This window comes from Rhodovibrio salinarum DSM 9154 (assembly GCF_000515255.1).
GTDB lineage: Bacteria > Pseudomonadota > Alphaproteobacteria > Kiloniellales > Rhodovibrionaceae > Rhodovibrio > Rhodovibrio salinarum.
Map to the genome: position 1 here is coordinate 1,397,075 of NZ_KI911559.1, position 15,710 is coordinate 1,412,784.

A 15,710-nucleotide genomic window follows, 5' to 3' on the forward strand; every position below is an offset into this window, starting at 1 on the left:
CTCCTCTTCTGCCACGCGCGAGAGGGGACGAGGTGGTTCACGCGGACCGGGGCAGGGCGCATCGGCGGATGACGCAGACAGACGCGACCAACAGCCAGCAGCGGGTAACCGGCACGCAGCAGCACAGACTGATGCGTCGGGCGACCTATGCCTCCGTCTCGGTTGCCAGCGGTTTGGTCCTGCTCAAGACCGGCGCCTGGCTGATCACCGATTCGATCAGCCTGCTGTCCACCCTGGTCGACTCGCTGCTCGACGTCGCTGCGTCGCTGGTGAACCTGCTGGCGGTGCGCCAGGCGCTCAGCCCGGCTGACCGGGAGCACCGTTTCGGCCACGGCAAGCTGGAACCGTTGGCCGCGCTGGGGCAGGCGGCTTTCATTACCGGGTCGGCGCTGTTCCTGGCGATCACGGCCGGCCAGCGGTTCATCGCCCCGCGACCGGTGCAGCAGGAGGAGGTCGGTATCCTGGTCATGCTGGCCTCGATCATCGCCACCCTGCTGCTGGTCAGCTACCAGCGGCGGGTCGTCCGGCGCACGGGCTCGCTGGCGATCCAGGCGGACAGCCTGCACTATACCGGCGACCTGCTGGTCAACGCGGCGGTGATCCTGGCGCTGGTCCTATGGCTGCAGACCGGCTGGACCTGGCTCGACCCGGCCTTCGCCATCGCGATTGCCGTCTATATCCTGATCACCGCCGTGCGGATCGTCCGCGGCGCCTACGACATGCTGATGGACCGCGAGCTTCCGGAGGAGGAGCGCCAGCGGATCGTCGAAATCGTGCGCCAGCACCCGCAGGTGATCGGCATGCACGACCTGCGCACCCGCGCGAGCGGACCGCACAGCTTCATCCAGCTGCATCTGGAACTGGACGGCCGGATGAACCTGTATCAGGCGAACGTGATTGCCGACACGGTGGAAACCGATGTCGCCAACGCCTTCCCGGATGCGGAGGTGATCATCCACCAGGACCCGCACGGGGTGGACGACGACTCCATGCCTTTTGCGAAGCAGCAGGCCGAGGGGGAAAGCGAAGAGGCGCCGTCCGTCGGGGATGCGCGCGATTGACGCCCATCAAGGCGTTGACGCCCCGGCGGGCCTAGCCTGATCCTACCTGTCGGTTCGGCGGCGAGCCGCGGGGCCACTTGTGAGATTCGCGGGGATAACCGCGAGAAAGGAATGCGTCATGGCAATCCGATCTATTCTGTGTCTGGTCGACGGCGGTGAGGACAGCGTGGCCACGGTCCGCAGCGCCCTCCAGATTGCGCAGGCGCAGGACGCCTACCTTGAAGTGCTGCACGTCGAACTTGATCCGCAATACGCCGTTCCGATCGCTGCCGACGGCATGACCGCGACGATGATCGAGGATATCGTCGAGACGGTTGCCAAGGAGAGCGAGAAGCGCGCCAAGGCGGCGGAACAGGCGGTGCGCGAGGCAGTCGAGGCTGCCGGTCTCAGCCTTTCGGACCCGCAGGCAGAGGCCAAGCCAGGCTTCGCCGTTGTCTTCCACAAGTTGCGGGGGCGCGAGCATGACTTGGTCGCCCGCCGCGGCATGCTGTTCGATCTGGTCGTGCTCACGCGGCGCCACGCCGAGGGGGAAGCGCCGGCGACGCCAACGCTGGAAATCGCGTTGATGGAGAGTGGGCGACCGGTCCTGGTGGCCGCTCCCACCGTCCCGCCCAAGATCGGTCATCGCGTCGCGATCGCCTGGCGTGCCACCGCGCCGGGCGTTCACGCCCTGCAAGGCGCATTGCCCTTGCTTGCGGGGGCCGAGGCGGTCACGGTGATCACCGTCGACGACGGGCACAGCGAGGACGCCCAGCCGGAGCAGGTCACAGCTTATCTGGCGCGCCATGGCATCCGCGCGGAAAGCCGCCATGTGGCTGCGCGCGGGCGCGATGCCGGCGATGCGATCCTGCAGCAGGCGGGGGAGATGGACGCCGACATGCTGGTGATGGGGGCCTACGCGCATAGCCGGCTGCGTCAGCTGATCCTGGGCGGCGTGACCTCGACCGTGCTGCGCCGGGCGAACCTGCCGTTGCTGCTGGCCCACTGACCCGCGGCGCACCGCTGAGGGTGCATTGCCGCCGATCCGGAACCGAAAAGACCCGCGATGAGCGAGGATACCCGTAAGACGATCATCCTGACCGGCGCCAGCCGCGGCATCGGTCACGCCACCGTCCGCCGTTTCTCCAACGAAGGCTGGCGCGTGATCACCTGCTCGCGCGAGGAGGTGCCGGAGGACTGTCGGCGCGACCCGAACTGGACGCACCACGTCACCGCAGATCTGCGCAACCAGGAAGGTCTCGACGCCTTTATCAAGCGCGGGACCGAGATTCTGGATGGCGGGCCGGTGCATGCCCTGGTCAATAATGCCGCCGTGTCGCCGAAGACGCCGTTCAAGGAGCGCTTGGGCGTGCTCAACGGCGACATGAGCGAGTGGCGTACGGTGTTCGAGTTGAACCTGTTCGCCCCGCTGGCGCTGGCGCGCGGTTTCGCGGTGCCGCTGCGCAAGGGCAAGGGATGTATCGTCAACATCACCTCGATCGCGGGCCACGCGATCCACCCCTTCGCCGGCAGCGCCTACTCGACCTCCAAGGCCGCATTGTCCGCGCTGACGCGCGAACTGGCGGTGGAGTTCGCCGCGCTTGGCGTGCGGGTCAACGCGGTCGCGCCGGGGGAGATCGAGACCTCGATGGTGGGGCCGGAGTACGAGACCCTGATCCCGCGCATCCCGATGCATCGCATGGGCACGCCGGAAGAGGTCGCTGGCGCGGTGTTCCAGCTGACCTCCCCCGACTTCGGCTATGTGACCGGAACCGAAGTGTTCGTTACCGGCGGCCAGCACCTGTACTGACGCCCGTCTGGTTGTGGGGAGGGGCACCACAAAGGGCACGACGGGACAAAGAGGTTGCGCCGTCGTCAGGCGCTGCGTGCCTTGGAATAAATCGGTAAGATACAGATGATGTTCCGCAAGCCCGCTGGGTCAGCGGGAAGTCAGGGAATAGTTAGACGCGCGCCGCGTGGAAAAGCTTACGGCACTGATTAAGCGATACAGTCAGAACCGTCACCGAATCTCTGTGCTGACCGTGGCCAGGCTGCCCTCAAACGAGGGGGAGACTTCTGTACAGCGCCTTGTTCTCCTGTGTGCCTTTTGGGGCACGCCCTGACTGGCCGCAGCGGGATTATCCCACCCGAGCCTGTAGGTCCTTGAACCAGTTCAGGCGTTCCTTGGTGGCGGCGATGTCCTGGTCGAGCCAGTCGAGGAAGAAGCCCGCGTCCTGGTCGTAATGCGCACGCAGGTCGGTCAGGCGGGCGAGTTCACGTTCGATCATCTCGACCAGCGTATCCACCTGCTCCTGGCGATCCTCGCCCTCCAGCAGGTGCAGGAAGCGCATCTTGAGCGCGATGATCAGCTTGTTGATGTCGTTGATCGGCGCGCGTACCGAGGAGGTCATCAAGCGGTGCAGGTCGCTTTGCCCGGCGTCGGTGATGCGCAGCAGGGCGTTGTCTTCCATGCCCTTGCCGGAAACCGGCTCGATCAGGCCCTCAACGATCAGCAACTCGACCGGCGTGCCGACCAGGTCCAGCGACGGACCGACGATGCGCTGGGTGAAGTGGCGCACGTCTTCCGCGAGCTCGGCGTAGTGCAGGTTCCGGCCAGCCAGCGCCCCGAGCGCGGCGAGGCGGATCGCTTCCGTCGGGATCAGGGTGTTGTCGCGGTACATCGCCAAACCTCCCAGCCGTCGGCCCGAAGGCGGCGCCGGTCCCGGCGCGGCAATCCGGACCATATCACTCTTGATTAGATACTGGATTGTGCGAACGCTGTCCAGTTGCACTTTTAACCATCGATATCTCTGTCTTGAGATACGTGGTCCGAGGCCGATCGGATCACATCCATCGCGCGTCCGCGACGGATTGCCGCTGGTTATGGCGTTCCGTGCGCGACGGGTGAGGCAGAAACCGCCGTTCGGGCGGTCCCGAACGGCAGTTTGGCACGGCTCCACGCGTGCGTCGCGTTTTCTACGACGGCGCCATACCGCGCTGCGCCTCGCTGCGCCGGCGCAGGATTTCCAGCGTGGCCAACAGGATCACCGACAGCGTGACCAGCATGGTCGCGACCGCCAGGATCGTCGGGCTGATCTGCTCGCGGATGCCGGACCACATCTCCAGCGGGATGGTCCGCTGCTCGTAGCCGGCCAGGAACAGAACGATCACCACCTCGTCGAACGAGGTGATGAAGGCGAACAGCGCGCCCGAGATCACGCCGGGCGCGATCAACGGCAGGATGATTCGGAAGAATACAATCCGTTCGTTGGCGCCCAGGTTGTTCGCCGCCCGGATCAGCGAGCGGTCGAAGCCGACCAGGGTCGCGGTCACGGTAATCACCACGAACGGCGTGCCGAGCGCGGCGTGGGCCAGGATCACGCCCAGGTGCGTCTGCGCCAGGTTGATCTGGGAGTAGAAGAAGAACATCGCCGCGCCCGAGATGATCAGCGGCACGATCATCGGCGAGATCAGGATCGACATGATCGCCTCGCGCGCTGGCATGTGCGGGCGCGACAGGCCGAGGGCGGCGAGCGTGCCGAGCGCGGTCGCGATGAAGGTGGCGGCGATCGCGATCAGAAAGCTGTTCTTGATCGAATGCAGCCAGCTCTCGGAGGTGAAGAAGTCCTGATACCAGCGCGTCGAGTAGGCCTCCGGATCCAGGTCGAGCATGCCTTCCGTGAAGGTGAAGTAGGGTTCCGCGTTGAACGACAGCGGCACGATCATGATGATCGGCAGGATCAGGTAGAGGAACACCAGCCCGCAGATCGTCAGGTAGGTGTAGTGCCAGGTCCGCTCGAGGCGGCCGACGTAGGGTGCGAACTTCGCCATCGGGCTTACCCCAGCTTCATGTTGTCGATGCCGACGATGCGGTTGTAGCCGGCATAGAGGAGCAGCACGCCGAACAGCAGGATCGTGCCGATCGCGGCCGCCAGGCCCCAGTTCAGGGACTGCTGCATGTGATAGGCGATGTAGTTGGAGATCAGCTGGCCGGATTGGCCGCCAACCAGGGCGGGGGTGATGTAGTAGCCGATCGCCAGGATGAAGACGAGGATACCACCCGCCCCCATGCCGGGGATCGTCTGCGGCACGTAGACCCGCCAGAAGGCGACCGGCGGCCGGGCGCCGAGCGATTTCGCCGCGCGCATGTAGGAGGGCGAGATGCCCTTCATCACCGAATACAGCGGCAGGATCATGAACGGCAGCAGGATCTGCGTCATCGCCACGATCGTGCCGGTCTGGTTGTAGATCATCTGTAATCGGCCTTCATCGGAGAGAATGCCGAGCCAGACCATCATGTCGTTCAGCACGCCTTCGGTCTGCAGCACCACGATCCAGGTCGTCGTGCGCACCAGCAGCGAGGTCCAGAACGGCAGCAACACCAGGATCATCAGCAGGTTGGCGTGACGCGCGGGCAGGGTGGCCAGCAGGTGCGCGACCGGGAAGCCCAGCAGCAGTGCGAGACCGGTGATCAGCGCCGACATCCAAAGCGTGCGGATGAACAGCATGACGTAGATCTGCCGGTATTCCGGCTGGGCGACGATTTCGCCCGTATCGGAGTAGGTCAGATCGATCGCGTTGAGGTAGTAGCTGGTGGTGTAGTAGCCGCTTTCCCGCTCGATCAGGCGCCAGACATCCAAGTCGCCCCAGTCGTCGTTGATCTCGATCAGGGCTTCCTTGTAGGGCGGTTCAAGCTGATCGGACCGGCGTGCGGTGCCCATGATCAGCGAGCGCATGCCGGCGTCTTGGTAGTTCAGCCGGGTCGCCGCCTGGCCGATGGTACGGGAGCGTTGGCCTTCCTGGATATCGAGCGCGAGCGCCTCGAAGGCGGCTTCGCCGGGCACGCTTTCGCCGTCCCAGGTCTCCAGCGCGGCCACCGTGCGCGGCAGTGCCTCGGGGATCTGGTGGTTCTCGACCGACCGGCTGGCCATGTCGAAGATCGGCATCAGGAAAGAAAAGAAAATGAAGAACAGCAACGGTGCGGCGAGCCCGAAGGCGATCAGCTTGTTGCGCCGCATCGCCCGGCGGATCGACGCCTTGAGCGGCGTGCCGTCGGCCGTGGTCAGCTTGTCGAGGCGGGTGTCGCCGTCCCCGCTCTGTGTGATGTCGGCCTGAGCCATCCCTGTCCCCGCTGCGGCTGGTCCGGTGGCCGGGTTGCCGCGGCGGTTCGGCCGCGGGTCGGCACGTCCGGCTCTTTCTCGGGAGTCGTTGTCTTTTTTCGTCGCCTAAGGCGGCAGCCCTGGGACATCTGCCGGGTCATCTACGTGTCGCCGGGTGTCGCCGGGGCTTGGCCGGATGCGGGCGGGGCTGGGACGGTGTCCCGTGGCCCCGCCCGCTGGCTTCCGGTGTGCCCCGTCAGCCAGGCTGTGCGCTGTTAGTTAGCGGGCCAGCCAGGCGTTGAAGCGTTCCGACATGGCGTCGCCGTTATCGGCCCACCACTCGGCGTCCTTCTTGATCGGGTTCTTGAAGTTCTCCGGGGTGGTCGGCATGTGCGGCTTCATGTCGATGCCCGCTTCCGCGTGGGTCGACACGAGCGGCGCCGAGGACTTCCGGGCCGGGCCGTAGGAGATGTACTTGGCCTGGTCGGCGAGGCGCTGGGTGTCCGTGGCGAAGTTCAGGTAGTCCTTCACCCGGTCAGTCAGCTTGCCGCGCGGGACGACCCAGCCGTCCAGCTCGAAGTACTGCCCGTGCCACATCAGTTCGAACGGCTGGTCTTCCATCACCTGCGCGTTGAAGAAGCGGCCGTTGTAGCCGGTGGCGATCGAGACCTCCTGGTCGGCCAGCAGCTGCGGTGGCTGCGCGCCCTCGGTCCACCAGATGGCGTCGTCTTTCAGTTCGTCGAGCTTGGCGAACGCGCGGCCGATGCCCTCGTCGGTGTCGAGCACCTCATAGACCTCGTCCATCGGCACGCCGTCGGCGACCAGGGCCCACTCCATGTTGCCATCCGGGACCTTCCGCAGCGCCCGCTTGCCGGGATAGGTGTCCATGTCCCAAACGTCGCTAACCTTCGATGGATAGTTGCCGTCCGGGAATGCTTCCTTGTTGTAGGCGAACAGGGTGGCGTAGACGATCGACGGCACGAAGCATTCGCGCAGCTGGACGAAGTCCTCGCTGGGCGGCGTGCCGTCCGGCGCGTCGGCCAGGATCTCGTCGGCCGGCAGCGGCTCGACGATGCCCTCGGCACAGGCGGTCATCGCCGGGCCTTCCAGCATGTCGACGATGTCCCAGGTCACATTGCCGGCCTGCACCTGGGCGCGGATGCCGGCGAGGCCGTTCGCGGATTTATCCTCGTTAACGATGTTAACGTCGGGATTATTCTCCATGTACGGCTCGTGATAGGCCTTCTGCTGGGACATGGTGTACGCACCGCCCCAGGAGACGATGGTCAGGGTCTCCGCAGACGCGGCCCCGGCCGTCACGCCAAGCGCAAGCGCGCTGCTGGCGGCCAGAAGGGTGGCTTTGTGAAGCTTCATTAGGCTCTCCCTGATTTGTTGGCCGGTCGGGGCTTGTGCGTGTCGACCGGCAGTCGGGCCATGATGCTTTGAGATCGATTCGGCGAACTCGGCTCAGCGAACCCGGTGTTCGACCGAATTCGAAGGCACGGCACCGTAGCGCCGGCCTGAGGGCCGCCGGCTTGTCGGCTTCGCCGACCTCGACGGCCACGCCGCCGCGCCTGGCGCATCATGCATCCAGGGCGCGGCAATCCTGCGTCGCCCAGCCGACCTTCACGGTTTCGCCCTTCTTAATGATGGCGTGACCGGAGGCGTTGGGGATTTTGATGACGAACTCGTCGTTGCCGCAGACGCGTACCCGCGTGCGGATGTGATCGCCCAGGTAGATCAGCTCTTCGACCTGCGCATCGAAGGCGTTGTCGATGCCGTTACTGGGATTGACCTCGACCCGTTCGGGACGGAGCGACAGCGTGGTTTTCTGCCCCTCGCCGGCAACGTTGACCGGCAGCGCCTTCACCGTGCCGCCGTTGTTGTCCAGTTCGACGTCGCAGGCTTCGCCGTTGACGTGCTTGACCGTGCCGCGCAGGCGGTTGTTCTCGCCGATGAAGTAGGCGACGAACGCGTTTTGCGGTTGCTCGTAAAGCTGATCCGGGGTGGCCAGCTGCTGGATGATGCCATCGTCGAACACGGCGATCCTGTTCGACATGGTCAGCGCCTCCGACTGGTCGTGCGTGACGTAGACGACCGAGACGCCCAGCTGCTCGTGGATGTGCTTGATCTCGAGCTGCATCTCCTCGCGCAGGTTCTTGTCCAGCGCGCCGAGCGGCTCGTCCATCAACACCAGATCCGGATCGAACACCAACGCCCGGGCGACCGCTACGCGCTGCTGTTGGCCGCCGGACAACTGGCCCGGGCGACGATTGCCGAACTGGCCCAGCCGGACCATGTCGAGCGCGCGCTGCACCTTCTTGTCGGCATCCGCCCGGTTCATCTTACGCACGTCGAGTGGGAAGCGGAGGTTCTCCGCCACCGTCATGTGCGGGAACAGTGCGTAGTTCTGGAACACCATCCCGATCCCACGCTTGTGCGGCGGCACCGCGTTGATCGGCGTGCCGTTCAGCAGGATTTCGCCATGGGTGGGGACCTCGAAGCCGGCCAGCATCATCAAGACGGTGGTCTTGCCGGAGCCGGATGGGCCGAGGAGGGTGAGAAATTCGCCGCGGGCCACGTGCAGGTTGAGGTCTTTTACGACGAGCGTTTCGCCGTCATAGCTCTTCTGCACATGGTTGAATTCAACGATATTGTCGTGCGACATCCCCGTCCTTTTCGTCTCCCAGGCACCGTGGCGCTTACAAGCGTTCACGAGGTCTTGCACGAATGCCGAGCCTGGAACGACTTGCCGTCACGGCGCTATGCCCGCACCAACCAGTCCGCCAGTGGTGCGTGATTTGCCTTGGTTCGGCGTCGACCCGTTGTTTTTTTGACGGTCCCGACACCACGGCGCCCTGTCGCCGTTTGGCTAAGGCTAATCGATCCGCTACCTGATTGGGAGTCATTTTGTTTCAAGATTGGGACTGGCCCGAGTGCGCCGGTCGGGAGCATACGGACTGTTCCTCTGGCCTCCGATCGGGTGATCCGGCAGAAGGTCGGAGCCGGAACGCTTTGACGAGAACGTGACGGCTTGCCGCCGGCGATCAGCAAGACGCAGCCCAAGGAGGAAAAGCGTGTCCGATTGCTCCGCAACCCACGACACGGTCGTGCCCGCGCCCACGTCCGTCCTGCTGCCGGTCGTCGGCGACAGCCGGCGGTTCCCGGTGCACCGGGTGTATTGCGTCGGACGGAACTACGCCGCGCACGCCGTTGAGATGGGCCACGACCCCAACAAGGAGCCGCCGTTCTTCTTTCAAAAGAACCCGGACAACCTGCTGTGTGGGGTGCCCGAGATGCCCTATCCGCCCGCGACCTCGGATCTGCACCACGAGATCGAACTCGTGGTCGCGCTGCAGGCGGGCGGCCGCGATATCCCGACCGCGCGCGCGCTCGACTACGTTTACGGCTATGCGGTCGCGCTCGACATGACCCGGCGCGATCTGCAGGGGGAGGCGAAGAAGCTCGGCCGCCCCTGGGCGGTCGGCAAGGCGTTCGAGCACTCGGCTCCGTGCGGTCCGGTCGTGCCAGCCTCAAAGATCGGCCACCCGGATGCCGGCGCGATCTGGCTCGACGTCAACGGCGAACGGCGGCAGGAAGGCGACCTGGTGCAGATGATCTGGAAGGTGCCGGAGATGATCGCGATCCTGTCCGGCCTGTTCACACTCCAACCCGGCGATCTGATCATGACGGGCACGCCGGCCGGCGTCGGTCCTGTACAGCGCGGCGACCGCCTGCACGGCCATGTCGCCGGCATCGGGGCGTTGGAGGTCGCGATCGGGTAGGGGAGTGCGTCCTTGGAAACGCGCATACAAAACGGTCCATCTCGCTCTTCGCGGATGGACCGTTAAAGCGTTGATCGGGTCGCGAAAGGGCGGCGGAGCCCGTCCTCCCCCGTCGTGCGTGGGCGGCTACGCCGCCTGACGCAGCCCCAGGCGTGCCCAGACGTCGATCAGGGCCTGGGTCAGGTGGTCCATGTCCGCGTCGCTGTGGCAGGGGTTCGGCGTCAACCGCAGCCGCTCGCTGCCGCGCGGGACGGTCGGATAGTTGATCGGCTGGACGTACAGGCCGTGACGCTCCAGCAACAGGTCCGAAGCTTCGCGACACAGCGTCGGGTCGCACACCATCACCGGCACGATGTGGCTTTCGGTGTGCACCACCGGCAGCCCGGCGGCGGCCAGCTTGCGCTTCAGCGTCGCGGCGCGCTCCTGGTGGCGCTCGCGCTCGATCTGGCTTTCCTTCAGGTGCTCGACGCTCGCCAGCGCGCCGGCTGCGACGTGCGGCGGCAGGGCGGTGGTGAAGATGAAGCCGGAGGAATAAGAACGGATGAAGTCGACGAGGTCGGCGTTGCCGGTGATGTAACCGCCAACGCAGCCGATCGCCTTGCCCAGGGTCGCCTCGATGATGTCCAGACGGTCCATCAGGCCGTCACGCTCCGCCACGCCCCCGCCGGTCGGACCGTACAGGCCGATCGCGTGCACCTCGTCGAGGTAGGTGAGCGCGTTGTACTTCTCCGCGACGTCGCAAATATCTGCGATCGGGGCGATGTCGCCGTCCATCGAGTAGACGCTCTCGAATGCCACGACCTTCGGCCGGCTGGGATCGATCGCCGCCAGCTTGCGCTCCAGATCGGCGACGTCGTTGTGCTTCCAGATCACCTTTTCGGCGCGGGAATGCCGGATGCCCTCGATCATCGAGGCGTGATTGTAGGAGTCCGACAGGATCACGCAGTCGGGCAACCGCGCCCCCAGCGTGGCGAGCGAGGCCATGTTGGAGACGTAGCCGCTGGTGAACAGCAGGGCCGCTTCCTTGTTATGCCAGTCGGCCAGCGCTTTCTCCAGCTGGACGTGGTAGTAGTTGGTGCCGGAGATGTTGCGCGTGCCGCCGGCGCCAGCGCCGCAGCGGTCGATCGCCTCGTGCATGGCCTGCAGCACCTTGGGGTTCTGCCCCATGCCGAGGTAGTCGTTGGAGCACCAAACGGTGACCTGACCAACTTCGGGCTTGCCGTGGTGGACGGCGTGCGGGAAATCCCCGGCGCAGCGCTCAAGCTCCGCGAAGTAGCGGTAACGGCCCTCCTGCTTGAGCTCGTCCAGCTTGCCTTTGAAGAACTGCCCGTAGTCCATAATACTACCTCGCCCCGATGCTCGGTGGACCCGGCGCGGGGCTGTCCCCCATGCGCCGCGTCCTTGGGATACTGGTCGGCGGGCTCGCGGGGCCGTTGCGCGTGCCCTGTCCGCCGATCACTGACGTACAGCCGATCGCTGACGTCCATATGTGCGGTACGATCCAATCCGTCACGTGTCGATAACAGGGGGTGCGGATCAAGACCGCAGACGCCCCATGTGCGCTTCCGTCGCGCCGGATCGGGACCGATAGCCAGCCTTCAGTCTGCCGACTGTTGGCGTTGCTGCCAAGAACAAACTGTCGCGCTGAGTTGACACAACGTCAATCCGAAAACGACAAGCCAGGTTGACACGCCATTCGTCCGACACGCTCATCGGTGTCGGGGCATAGCGTGCCTCGACTGAACATCCGATGAACGTGTGCCGGTGGGTGAAGTCAGGCCGCCGCCAGGCCTTCGCGCTGGACCCAGTCCCAGGTCTCCTCCAGCGCTCGGCCGAAAGCGGCGACGATCTCGTCGATCTGTTTCGGCTCGATCACCAGCGGCGGGCAGAACGCCAGCGTGTCGCCCATGTTGCGCAAGATCACGCCATGGTCGCGGCAGCGCGCGTCGAGGTAGCCGCCGACCTTGCCCACCGGATCGAACGGCGTGCGGGTCGCCTTGTCGGCCAGCAGCTCGACGCCGGCGATCAGGCCGACGCCGCGAACCTCGCCGACCAGCGGATGGTCGGCGTAGGCGCGCAGGCCGTCCTGCAGGTGCGGCGACAGGTCGCGGGCCCGCGCGGCGATATCCATCTCCTCGTAGATCTTCAGCGTCTCCAGCGCCACGGCCGCGGCGACCGGGTGGCCGGAGTAGGTGAAGCCGTGGGCGAAGGTGCCGATCTTGTGCGTGTTGTCGGCGATCGCCTGGTAGATCTCGTCGCGCATCATGATCGCGGAGATCGGCACGTAGGCGCTCGACAGCGCCTTGGCGCAGGTCACCATGTCGGGCTCGATCCCGAAGGTCTGGCAGCCGAACATCTGTCCGGTCCGGCCGAAGCCGCAGATCACCTCGTCGGCGATCAGCAGCACGTCGTGCTTCTTCAGCACCGCCTGGACTTTCTTCCAGTAGCCGGCCGGCGGGATCACGACGCCGCCCGCGCCCATCACTGGCTCGGCGATCATCGCGGCGACCGTCTCCGGCCCCTCGTCCTGGATCAACTGGTCCAACTCGTCGGCCAGGCGCTGGCTGAACGCCTCCTCGCTCTCCCCGGCGTGCGCCTCGGCATGGTAGTGCGGACAGCCGGTGTGGCGTACGCCCTCGATCGGCAGGTCGAAGTCGAGGTGGTTCTTCGGGATGCCGGTCAGCGAGCCGGAGGCGATCGTGATGCCGTGGTAGCCGCGCTTGCGGGAGATGATCTTCTTCTTCTCCCGCCGGCCGAGGGCGTTGTTGTAGTACCAGACGAACTTCACGGCCGTGTCGTTCGCCTCCGACCCGGAGTTGGCGTAGGCAACCTTGCCCATCTTCCCCGGCGCGATTCCGAGCAGCGTCTCCGACAGCTCGATGACGCTGGGCGGCACCTTGTGCGCGAAGGAGTGGTAGTAGGCGAGTTCGCGCAGCTGCCGCTCGGCCGCCTGGATCAGCCGCTCCTGGCCGTAGCCCAGCGCCGTGCACCACAGCCCGGCCATCCCTTCGATGTACTGCTTGCCGCTGTCGTCGGTGACGGTGCAGCCCGCGCCCTTGGTGATGATCAGCGGGCCCTGCTCTTCGTGCGCGCGCGCGTCGGTGTAGGGGTGGAAGTGATAGGCGACGTCGCGTGCGGCCGGGGAATTCGGACGATCGTGCTGCATGGCTTTCGGCTCGGCTGTCCTGCGTAAATAGAAGGGGGTGTCGTTCGACCGCGACAGGCTACGCCGCCGCTGCCGGGCCCGCCAAGCCTCCCGCGACTCCGGGCGGGGCGAGGGCGTGCCAGAAGTTGAACAAAATCTCGAACGCGGCCATTGTCAGGGCGTCCGTCAGGCGATATACACGCCCGCGCTGACGGGGCGTAGCTCAGCCTGGTAGAGCGCCGTCTTCGGGAGGCGGAGGCCGTTGGTTCGAATCCAGCCGCCCCGACCAATATGATTGGCACGTCGCAAGAAGCCGGTTCTCCGAGGGGAGCCGGCTTTTTTGCGTTGTGCCATTGCCTGCCCGGTTGCCGAGCCCTTAGCGTCGCGCTGCGAAGTTATACGTGGAATGGAGGTTTGGATGGCCGGGCGGGGCGCTGCGATTCCGCGGTATCGCCGGTATAGCGGGCCGGCGGTGCTGTCGCAGGGGTTCCGGCCGTTTTTCCTGGGCGCCGGCGTTTGGGCGGTCGCCGGGATGCTGCTGTGGTCGGGCGTATTGCTTGAGGGCGTGCCGCTGCCCACCGCGTTCCGGCCCGCGGTTTGGCACGCGCACGCCATGCTGTTCGGCTTCGTCGGCGCGGCGATGGCCGGGTTCCTGGCGACCGCGGTGCCGAACTGGACCGGCCGGATGCCGATCCAGGGCGCGCCCCTTGCCATGCTCGCCGGTCTTTGGGCATTGGGACGGCTCGCCTGTGCCACCTCCGGCGTGATCGGCGCGCCGGCGGCGATGATCCTCGATCTGTTGTTCTTCCTGGCCTTGCCGGCCGCGCTCGCGCGCGAGGTTGTGGCCGGGCGGAACTGGCGCAACCTGCCGGTCGTGGGGGCGACGCTCGTGGTCGCGGGCGCCAATGCGCTTGTGCACCTGGACCCGGTCGCCGGCGTCGACTCCGGCTATGGCCTGCGGCTGGCGATCGGGGCGTTCGCGTTCCTGATCGCGCTGGTCGGTGGGCGGATCGTGCCGTCGTTTACCCGCAACTGGCTCGCTAAGCGGGATGGCAGGCACCGCCCGGCCTCCGCCAATCGGGCGGATCGGGCGGTGGTTGCGCTGACCGGTCTTGCGGCGGCAGCCTGGACGGGGTGGCCGGACCATGCGGTCACGGGCGTGTTGTCGGGCGGGGCCGCGCTCGCCAACGCCTGGCGGCTGAGCCGCTGGCAGGGGCACCGGACCTGGCGCGAGCCACTGCTGCTCGTGCTGCACGTCGGTTACGCCTGGCTGGCGGTCGGGTTCGGATTGCTCGCGCTCGCCGCGCTGAGCGATGCGGTGGCGCAGACGACGGCGTTGCACGCGCTGACCGCCGGGGCGATGGGGACCATGCCCGCCGCCGTGATGACCCGCGCGACGCTGGGACACACGGGCCGCGCGCTCACCGGGGGGGCAGGGTCGGCCGCGCTGTTCGCGCTGGTGGCGCTTGCCGCCGCGTTGCGTCTCGCGGCCCCGATGTCGGGTGGGGGATACCTGAGCTTGCTCGGCGCCAGCGCACTTGCCTGGATCGCCGGCTTTGGACTGTACGTGGCGCTCTACGGCCCCCTGCAGATGCGGCCGCGATGATAGGGGGGGATGCCTAGTAGGCCCGCTCGATCGAGAAGTCGAGCGCGTCGATCAGGGCCTGCTTGATCTCGCCGTCGGGGAAGACGTCCATCGCGGTGCGGGCGTTGCGGCCATAGGCGCGGGCGCGTTCCAGGCTGTCATTCAGGCAGTCGTGCTTCTGCAGGAGCTGCATGGCGTGGGGCAGGTCGCCCTCGCGCTGGTCCATCTCCTCCAGGCAGCGCCGCCAGAACGCCTTTTCGTCCGCGTCCGCGCGCTCGAAGGCGAGCACGACGGGCAGGGTGATCTTCCCCTCGCGGAAGTCGTCACCGACCGTCTTGCCAAGCGCTTCCTGCTTGGCGGAGTAGTCGAGCACGTCATCGACCAGCTGGAACGCCATGCCCAGGCCGGTGCCGAAGCTGCGCAGGGCCTGCTCTTCGTCCGCCGAGCGCTCCGCCATCACCGCGCCGATCTGGCAGGCGGCGGCGAACAGCGCGGCCGTCTTGCCCTCGATCACCTCAAGGTAGGCCTGCTCGTTGGTGTCGGTGTCGTTGGTGGTGATCAGCTGGTGAACCTCGCCCTCGGAGATGATCGCGGAGGCGTTGGACAGGATCTCCAGCGTGCGCATCGAGCCGTCGGCGACCATCAGCTGAAAGGCGCGGGAGAACAGGAAGTCACCGACCAGCACACTGGCCTGATTGCCCCACAGCGAGTTGGCGGTGTCCAGCCCGCGGCGCAGTTCGCTCTCGTCGACCACGTCGTCGTGCAGCAGGGTCGCGGTGTGGATGAACTCCACGCTGGCAGCCAGGCCGATGTGCCGGCGGCCCTGGTAGCCGCACATCCGCGCGCTGGCGAGGGTCAGCAGCGGGCGCAGGCGCTTGCCGCCGGCGGCGATGATGTGGCCGGCGAGTTGTGGGATCAGCGCCACGGGCGACTGCATATGCTCGCGAATCACCGCGTTGACGGCCTGCAGGTCCTCCGCGCACAGCTGTTGCAGCGGCGCGATCCCCTGCTTGGCGTCGCCCTTGTCGCTGCCCTTATCGCTGTCTGTGCCCGGTG

General features: G+C 66.3%; 13 protein-coding genes and 1 tRNA gene. 6 read left to right on the top strand and 8 right to left on the bottom strand.

Annotated elements, in window-relative coordinates:
• Window positions 1-68: 68 nt before the first annotated feature.
• From RHOSA_RS20915 to RHOSA_RS0106500, 3 genes are all read left to right on the top strand, one after another.
• On the top strand, window positions 69-1,061 hold the full coding sequence (locus RHOSA_RS20915; RefSeq protein ID WP_156092588.1) for a cation diffusion facilitator family transporter: 993 nt from the start codon (window positions 69-71) through the stop codon (window positions 1,059-1,061).
• 118 nt (window positions 1,062-1,179) lie between these two features.
• The gene (locus RHOSA_RS0106495) at window positions 1,180-2,049 is read left to right on the top strand and encodes a universal stress protein (RefSeq protein ID WP_037255821.1); all 870 of its coding nucleotides are present in this window, start codon (window positions 1,180-1,182) and stop codon (window positions 2,047-2,049) included.
• Between the two features lie 57 nt (window positions 2,050-2,106).
• Entirely contained in the window at window positions 2,107-2,850 is a 744-nt protein-coding gene (locus RHOSA_RS0106500) for an SDR family NAD(P)-dependent oxidoreductase (protein WP_027288040.1), read from the top strand.
• A gap of 328 nt (window positions 2,851-3,178) precedes the next feature.
• Here RHOSA_RS0106500 and RHOSA_RS0106505 read toward each other — a convergent pair whose 3' ends face one another.
• The 5 genes from RHOSA_RS0106505 to RHOSA_RS0106525 all read right to left on the bottom strand — a co-directional run bounded on the left by RHOSA_RS0106505 (window position 3,179) and on the right by RHOSA_RS0106525 (window position 8,807).
• Window positions 3,179-3,721, bottom strand: coding sequence for a transcriptional regulator (locus RHOSA_RS0106505; protein ID WP_027288041.1), 543 nt, complete (start codon window positions 3,719-3,721; stop codon window positions 3,179-3,181).
• 295 nt (window positions 3,722-4,016) lie between these two features.
• A complete protein-coding gene (locus RHOSA_RS0106510) occupies window positions 4,017-4,871 on the bottom strand; it encodes an ABC transporter permease (protein WP_027288042.1) in 855 nt (284 codons plus the stop codon).
• 5 nt (window positions 4,872-4,876) lie between these two features.
• On the bottom strand, window positions 4,877-6,160 hold the full coding sequence (locus RHOSA_RS0106515; protein WP_051431881.1) for an ABC transporter permease: 1,284 nt from the start codon (window positions 6,158-6,160) through the stop codon (window positions 4,877-4,879).
• 258 nt (window positions 6,161-6,418) lie between these two features.
• Window positions 6,419-7,513 carry an extracellular solute-binding protein gene (locus tag RHOSA_RS0106520; protein WP_051431882.1) on the bottom strand — a complete coding sequence of 365 codons (1,095 nt, stop codon included), beginning with the start codon at window positions 7,511-7,513 and terminating at the stop codon, window positions 6,419-6,421.
• Between the two features lie 208 nt (window positions 7,514-7,721).
• Entirely contained in the window at window positions 7,722-8,807 is a 1,086-nt protein-coding gene (locus RHOSA_RS0106525; RefSeq protein WP_027288045.1) for an ABC transporter ATP-binding protein, read from the bottom strand.
• Window positions 8,808-9,216: 409 nt separating this feature from the next.
• Here RHOSA_RS0106525 and RHOSA_RS0106530 point away from each other — a divergent pair, with 409 nt between their 5' ends.
• Window positions 9,217-9,924: a fumarylacetoacetate hydrolase family protein gene (locus RHOSA_RS0106530; RefSeq protein WP_051431883.1), complete on the top strand. Its 708-nt coding sequence runs from the start codon at window positions 9,217-9,219 to the stop codon at window positions 9,922-9,924.
• A gap of 126 nt (window positions 9,925-10,050) precedes the next feature.
• On the opposite strand, the gene hemA is transcribed toward RHOSA_RS0106530, so the two are convergent.
• Both hemA and RHOSA_RS0106540 read right to left on the bottom strand, forming a co-directional pair.
• Complete coding sequence (gene hemA, locus RHOSA_RS0106535; protein WP_027288047.1) at window positions 10,051-11,262, bottom strand: 5-aminolevulinate synthase; 1,212 nt, start codon at window positions 11,260-11,262, stop codon at window positions 10,051-10,053.
• 436 nt (window positions 11,263-11,698) lie between these two features.
• Entirely contained in the window at window positions 11,699-13,090 is a 1,392-nt protein-coding gene (locus tag RHOSA_RS0106540) for an aspartate aminotransferase family protein (protein ID WP_027288048.1), read from the bottom strand.
• Between the two features lie 191 nt (window positions 13,091-13,281).
• Here RHOSA_RS0106540 and RHOSA_RS0106550 point away from each other — a divergent pair.
• A tRNA-Pro gene (locus RHOSA_RS0106550) sits at window positions 13,282-13,358 on the top strand.
• A 129-nt stretch (window positions 13,359-13,487) separates the two neighbouring features.
• Window positions 13,488-14,675, top strand: a complete 1,188-nt coding sequence (locus RHOSA_RS0106555; RefSeq protein ID WP_027288049.1) for an NnrS family protein — start codon at window positions 13,488-13,490, stop codon at window positions 14,673-14,675.
• Between the two features lie 13 nt (window positions 14,676-14,688).
• On the opposite strand, the gene RHOSA_RS0106560 is transcribed toward RHOSA_RS0106555, so the two are convergent.
• The gene (locus RHOSA_RS0106560; protein WP_027288050.1) at window positions 14,689-15,657 is read right to left on the bottom strand and encodes a polyprenyl synthetase family protein; all 969 of its coding nucleotides are present in this window, start codon (window positions 15,655-15,657) and stop codon (window positions 14,689-14,691) included.
• Window positions 15,658-15,710: the final 53 nt, after the last annotated feature.

What these genes read in the sequence shown, in the direction of transcription:
- RHOSA_RS0106520 (WP_051431882.1), bottom strand. Translation starts at nt 7,513, where the DNA reads ATGAAGCTTCACAAAGCCACCCTTCTGGCCGCCAGCAGCGCGCTTGCG.
- RHOSA_RS0106555 (WP_027288049.1), top strand. Translation starts at nt 13,488, where the DNA reads ATGGCCGGGCGGGGCGCTGCGATTCCGCGGTATCGCCGGTATAGCGGG.
- RHOSA_RS0106495 (WP_037255821.1), top strand. Translation starts at nt 1,180, where the DNA reads ATGGCAATCCGATCTATTCTGTGTCTGGTCGACGGCGGTGAGGACAGC.
- RHOSA_RS0106515 (WP_051431881.1), bottom strand. Translation starts at nt 6,160, where the DNA reads ATGGCTCAGGCCGACATCACACAGAGCGGGGACGGCGACACCCGCCTC.
- RHOSA_RS0106510 (WP_027288042.1), bottom strand. Translation starts at nt 4,871, where the DNA reads ATGGCGAAGTTCGCACCCTACGTCGGCCGCCTCGAGCGGACCTGGCAC.
- hemA (WP_027288047.1), bottom strand. Translation starts at nt 11,262, where the DNA reads ATGGACTACGGGCAGTTCTTCAAAGGCAAGCTGGACGAGCTCAAGCAG.
- RHOSA_RS20915 (WP_156092588.1), top strand. Translation starts at nt 69, where the DNA reads ATGACGCAGACAGACGCGACCAACAGCCAGCAGCGGGTAACCGGCACG.
- RHOSA_RS0106500 (WP_027288040.1), top strand. Translation starts at nt 2,107, where the DNA reads ATGAGCGAGGATACCCGTAAGACGATCATCCTGACCGGCGCCAGCCGC.
- RHOSA_RS0106505 (WP_027288041.1), bottom strand. Translation starts at nt 3,721, where the DNA reads ATGTACCGCGACAACACCCTGATCCCGACGGAAGCGATCCGCCTCGCC.
- RHOSA_RS0106540 (WP_027288048.1), bottom strand. Translation starts at nt 13,090, where the DNA reads ATGCAGCACGATCGTCCGAATTCCCCGGCCGCACGCGACGTCGCCTAT.
- RHOSA_RS0106525 (WP_027288045.1), bottom strand. Translation starts at nt 8,807, where the DNA reads ATGTCGCACGACAATATCGTTGAATTCAACCATGTGCAGAAGAGCTAT.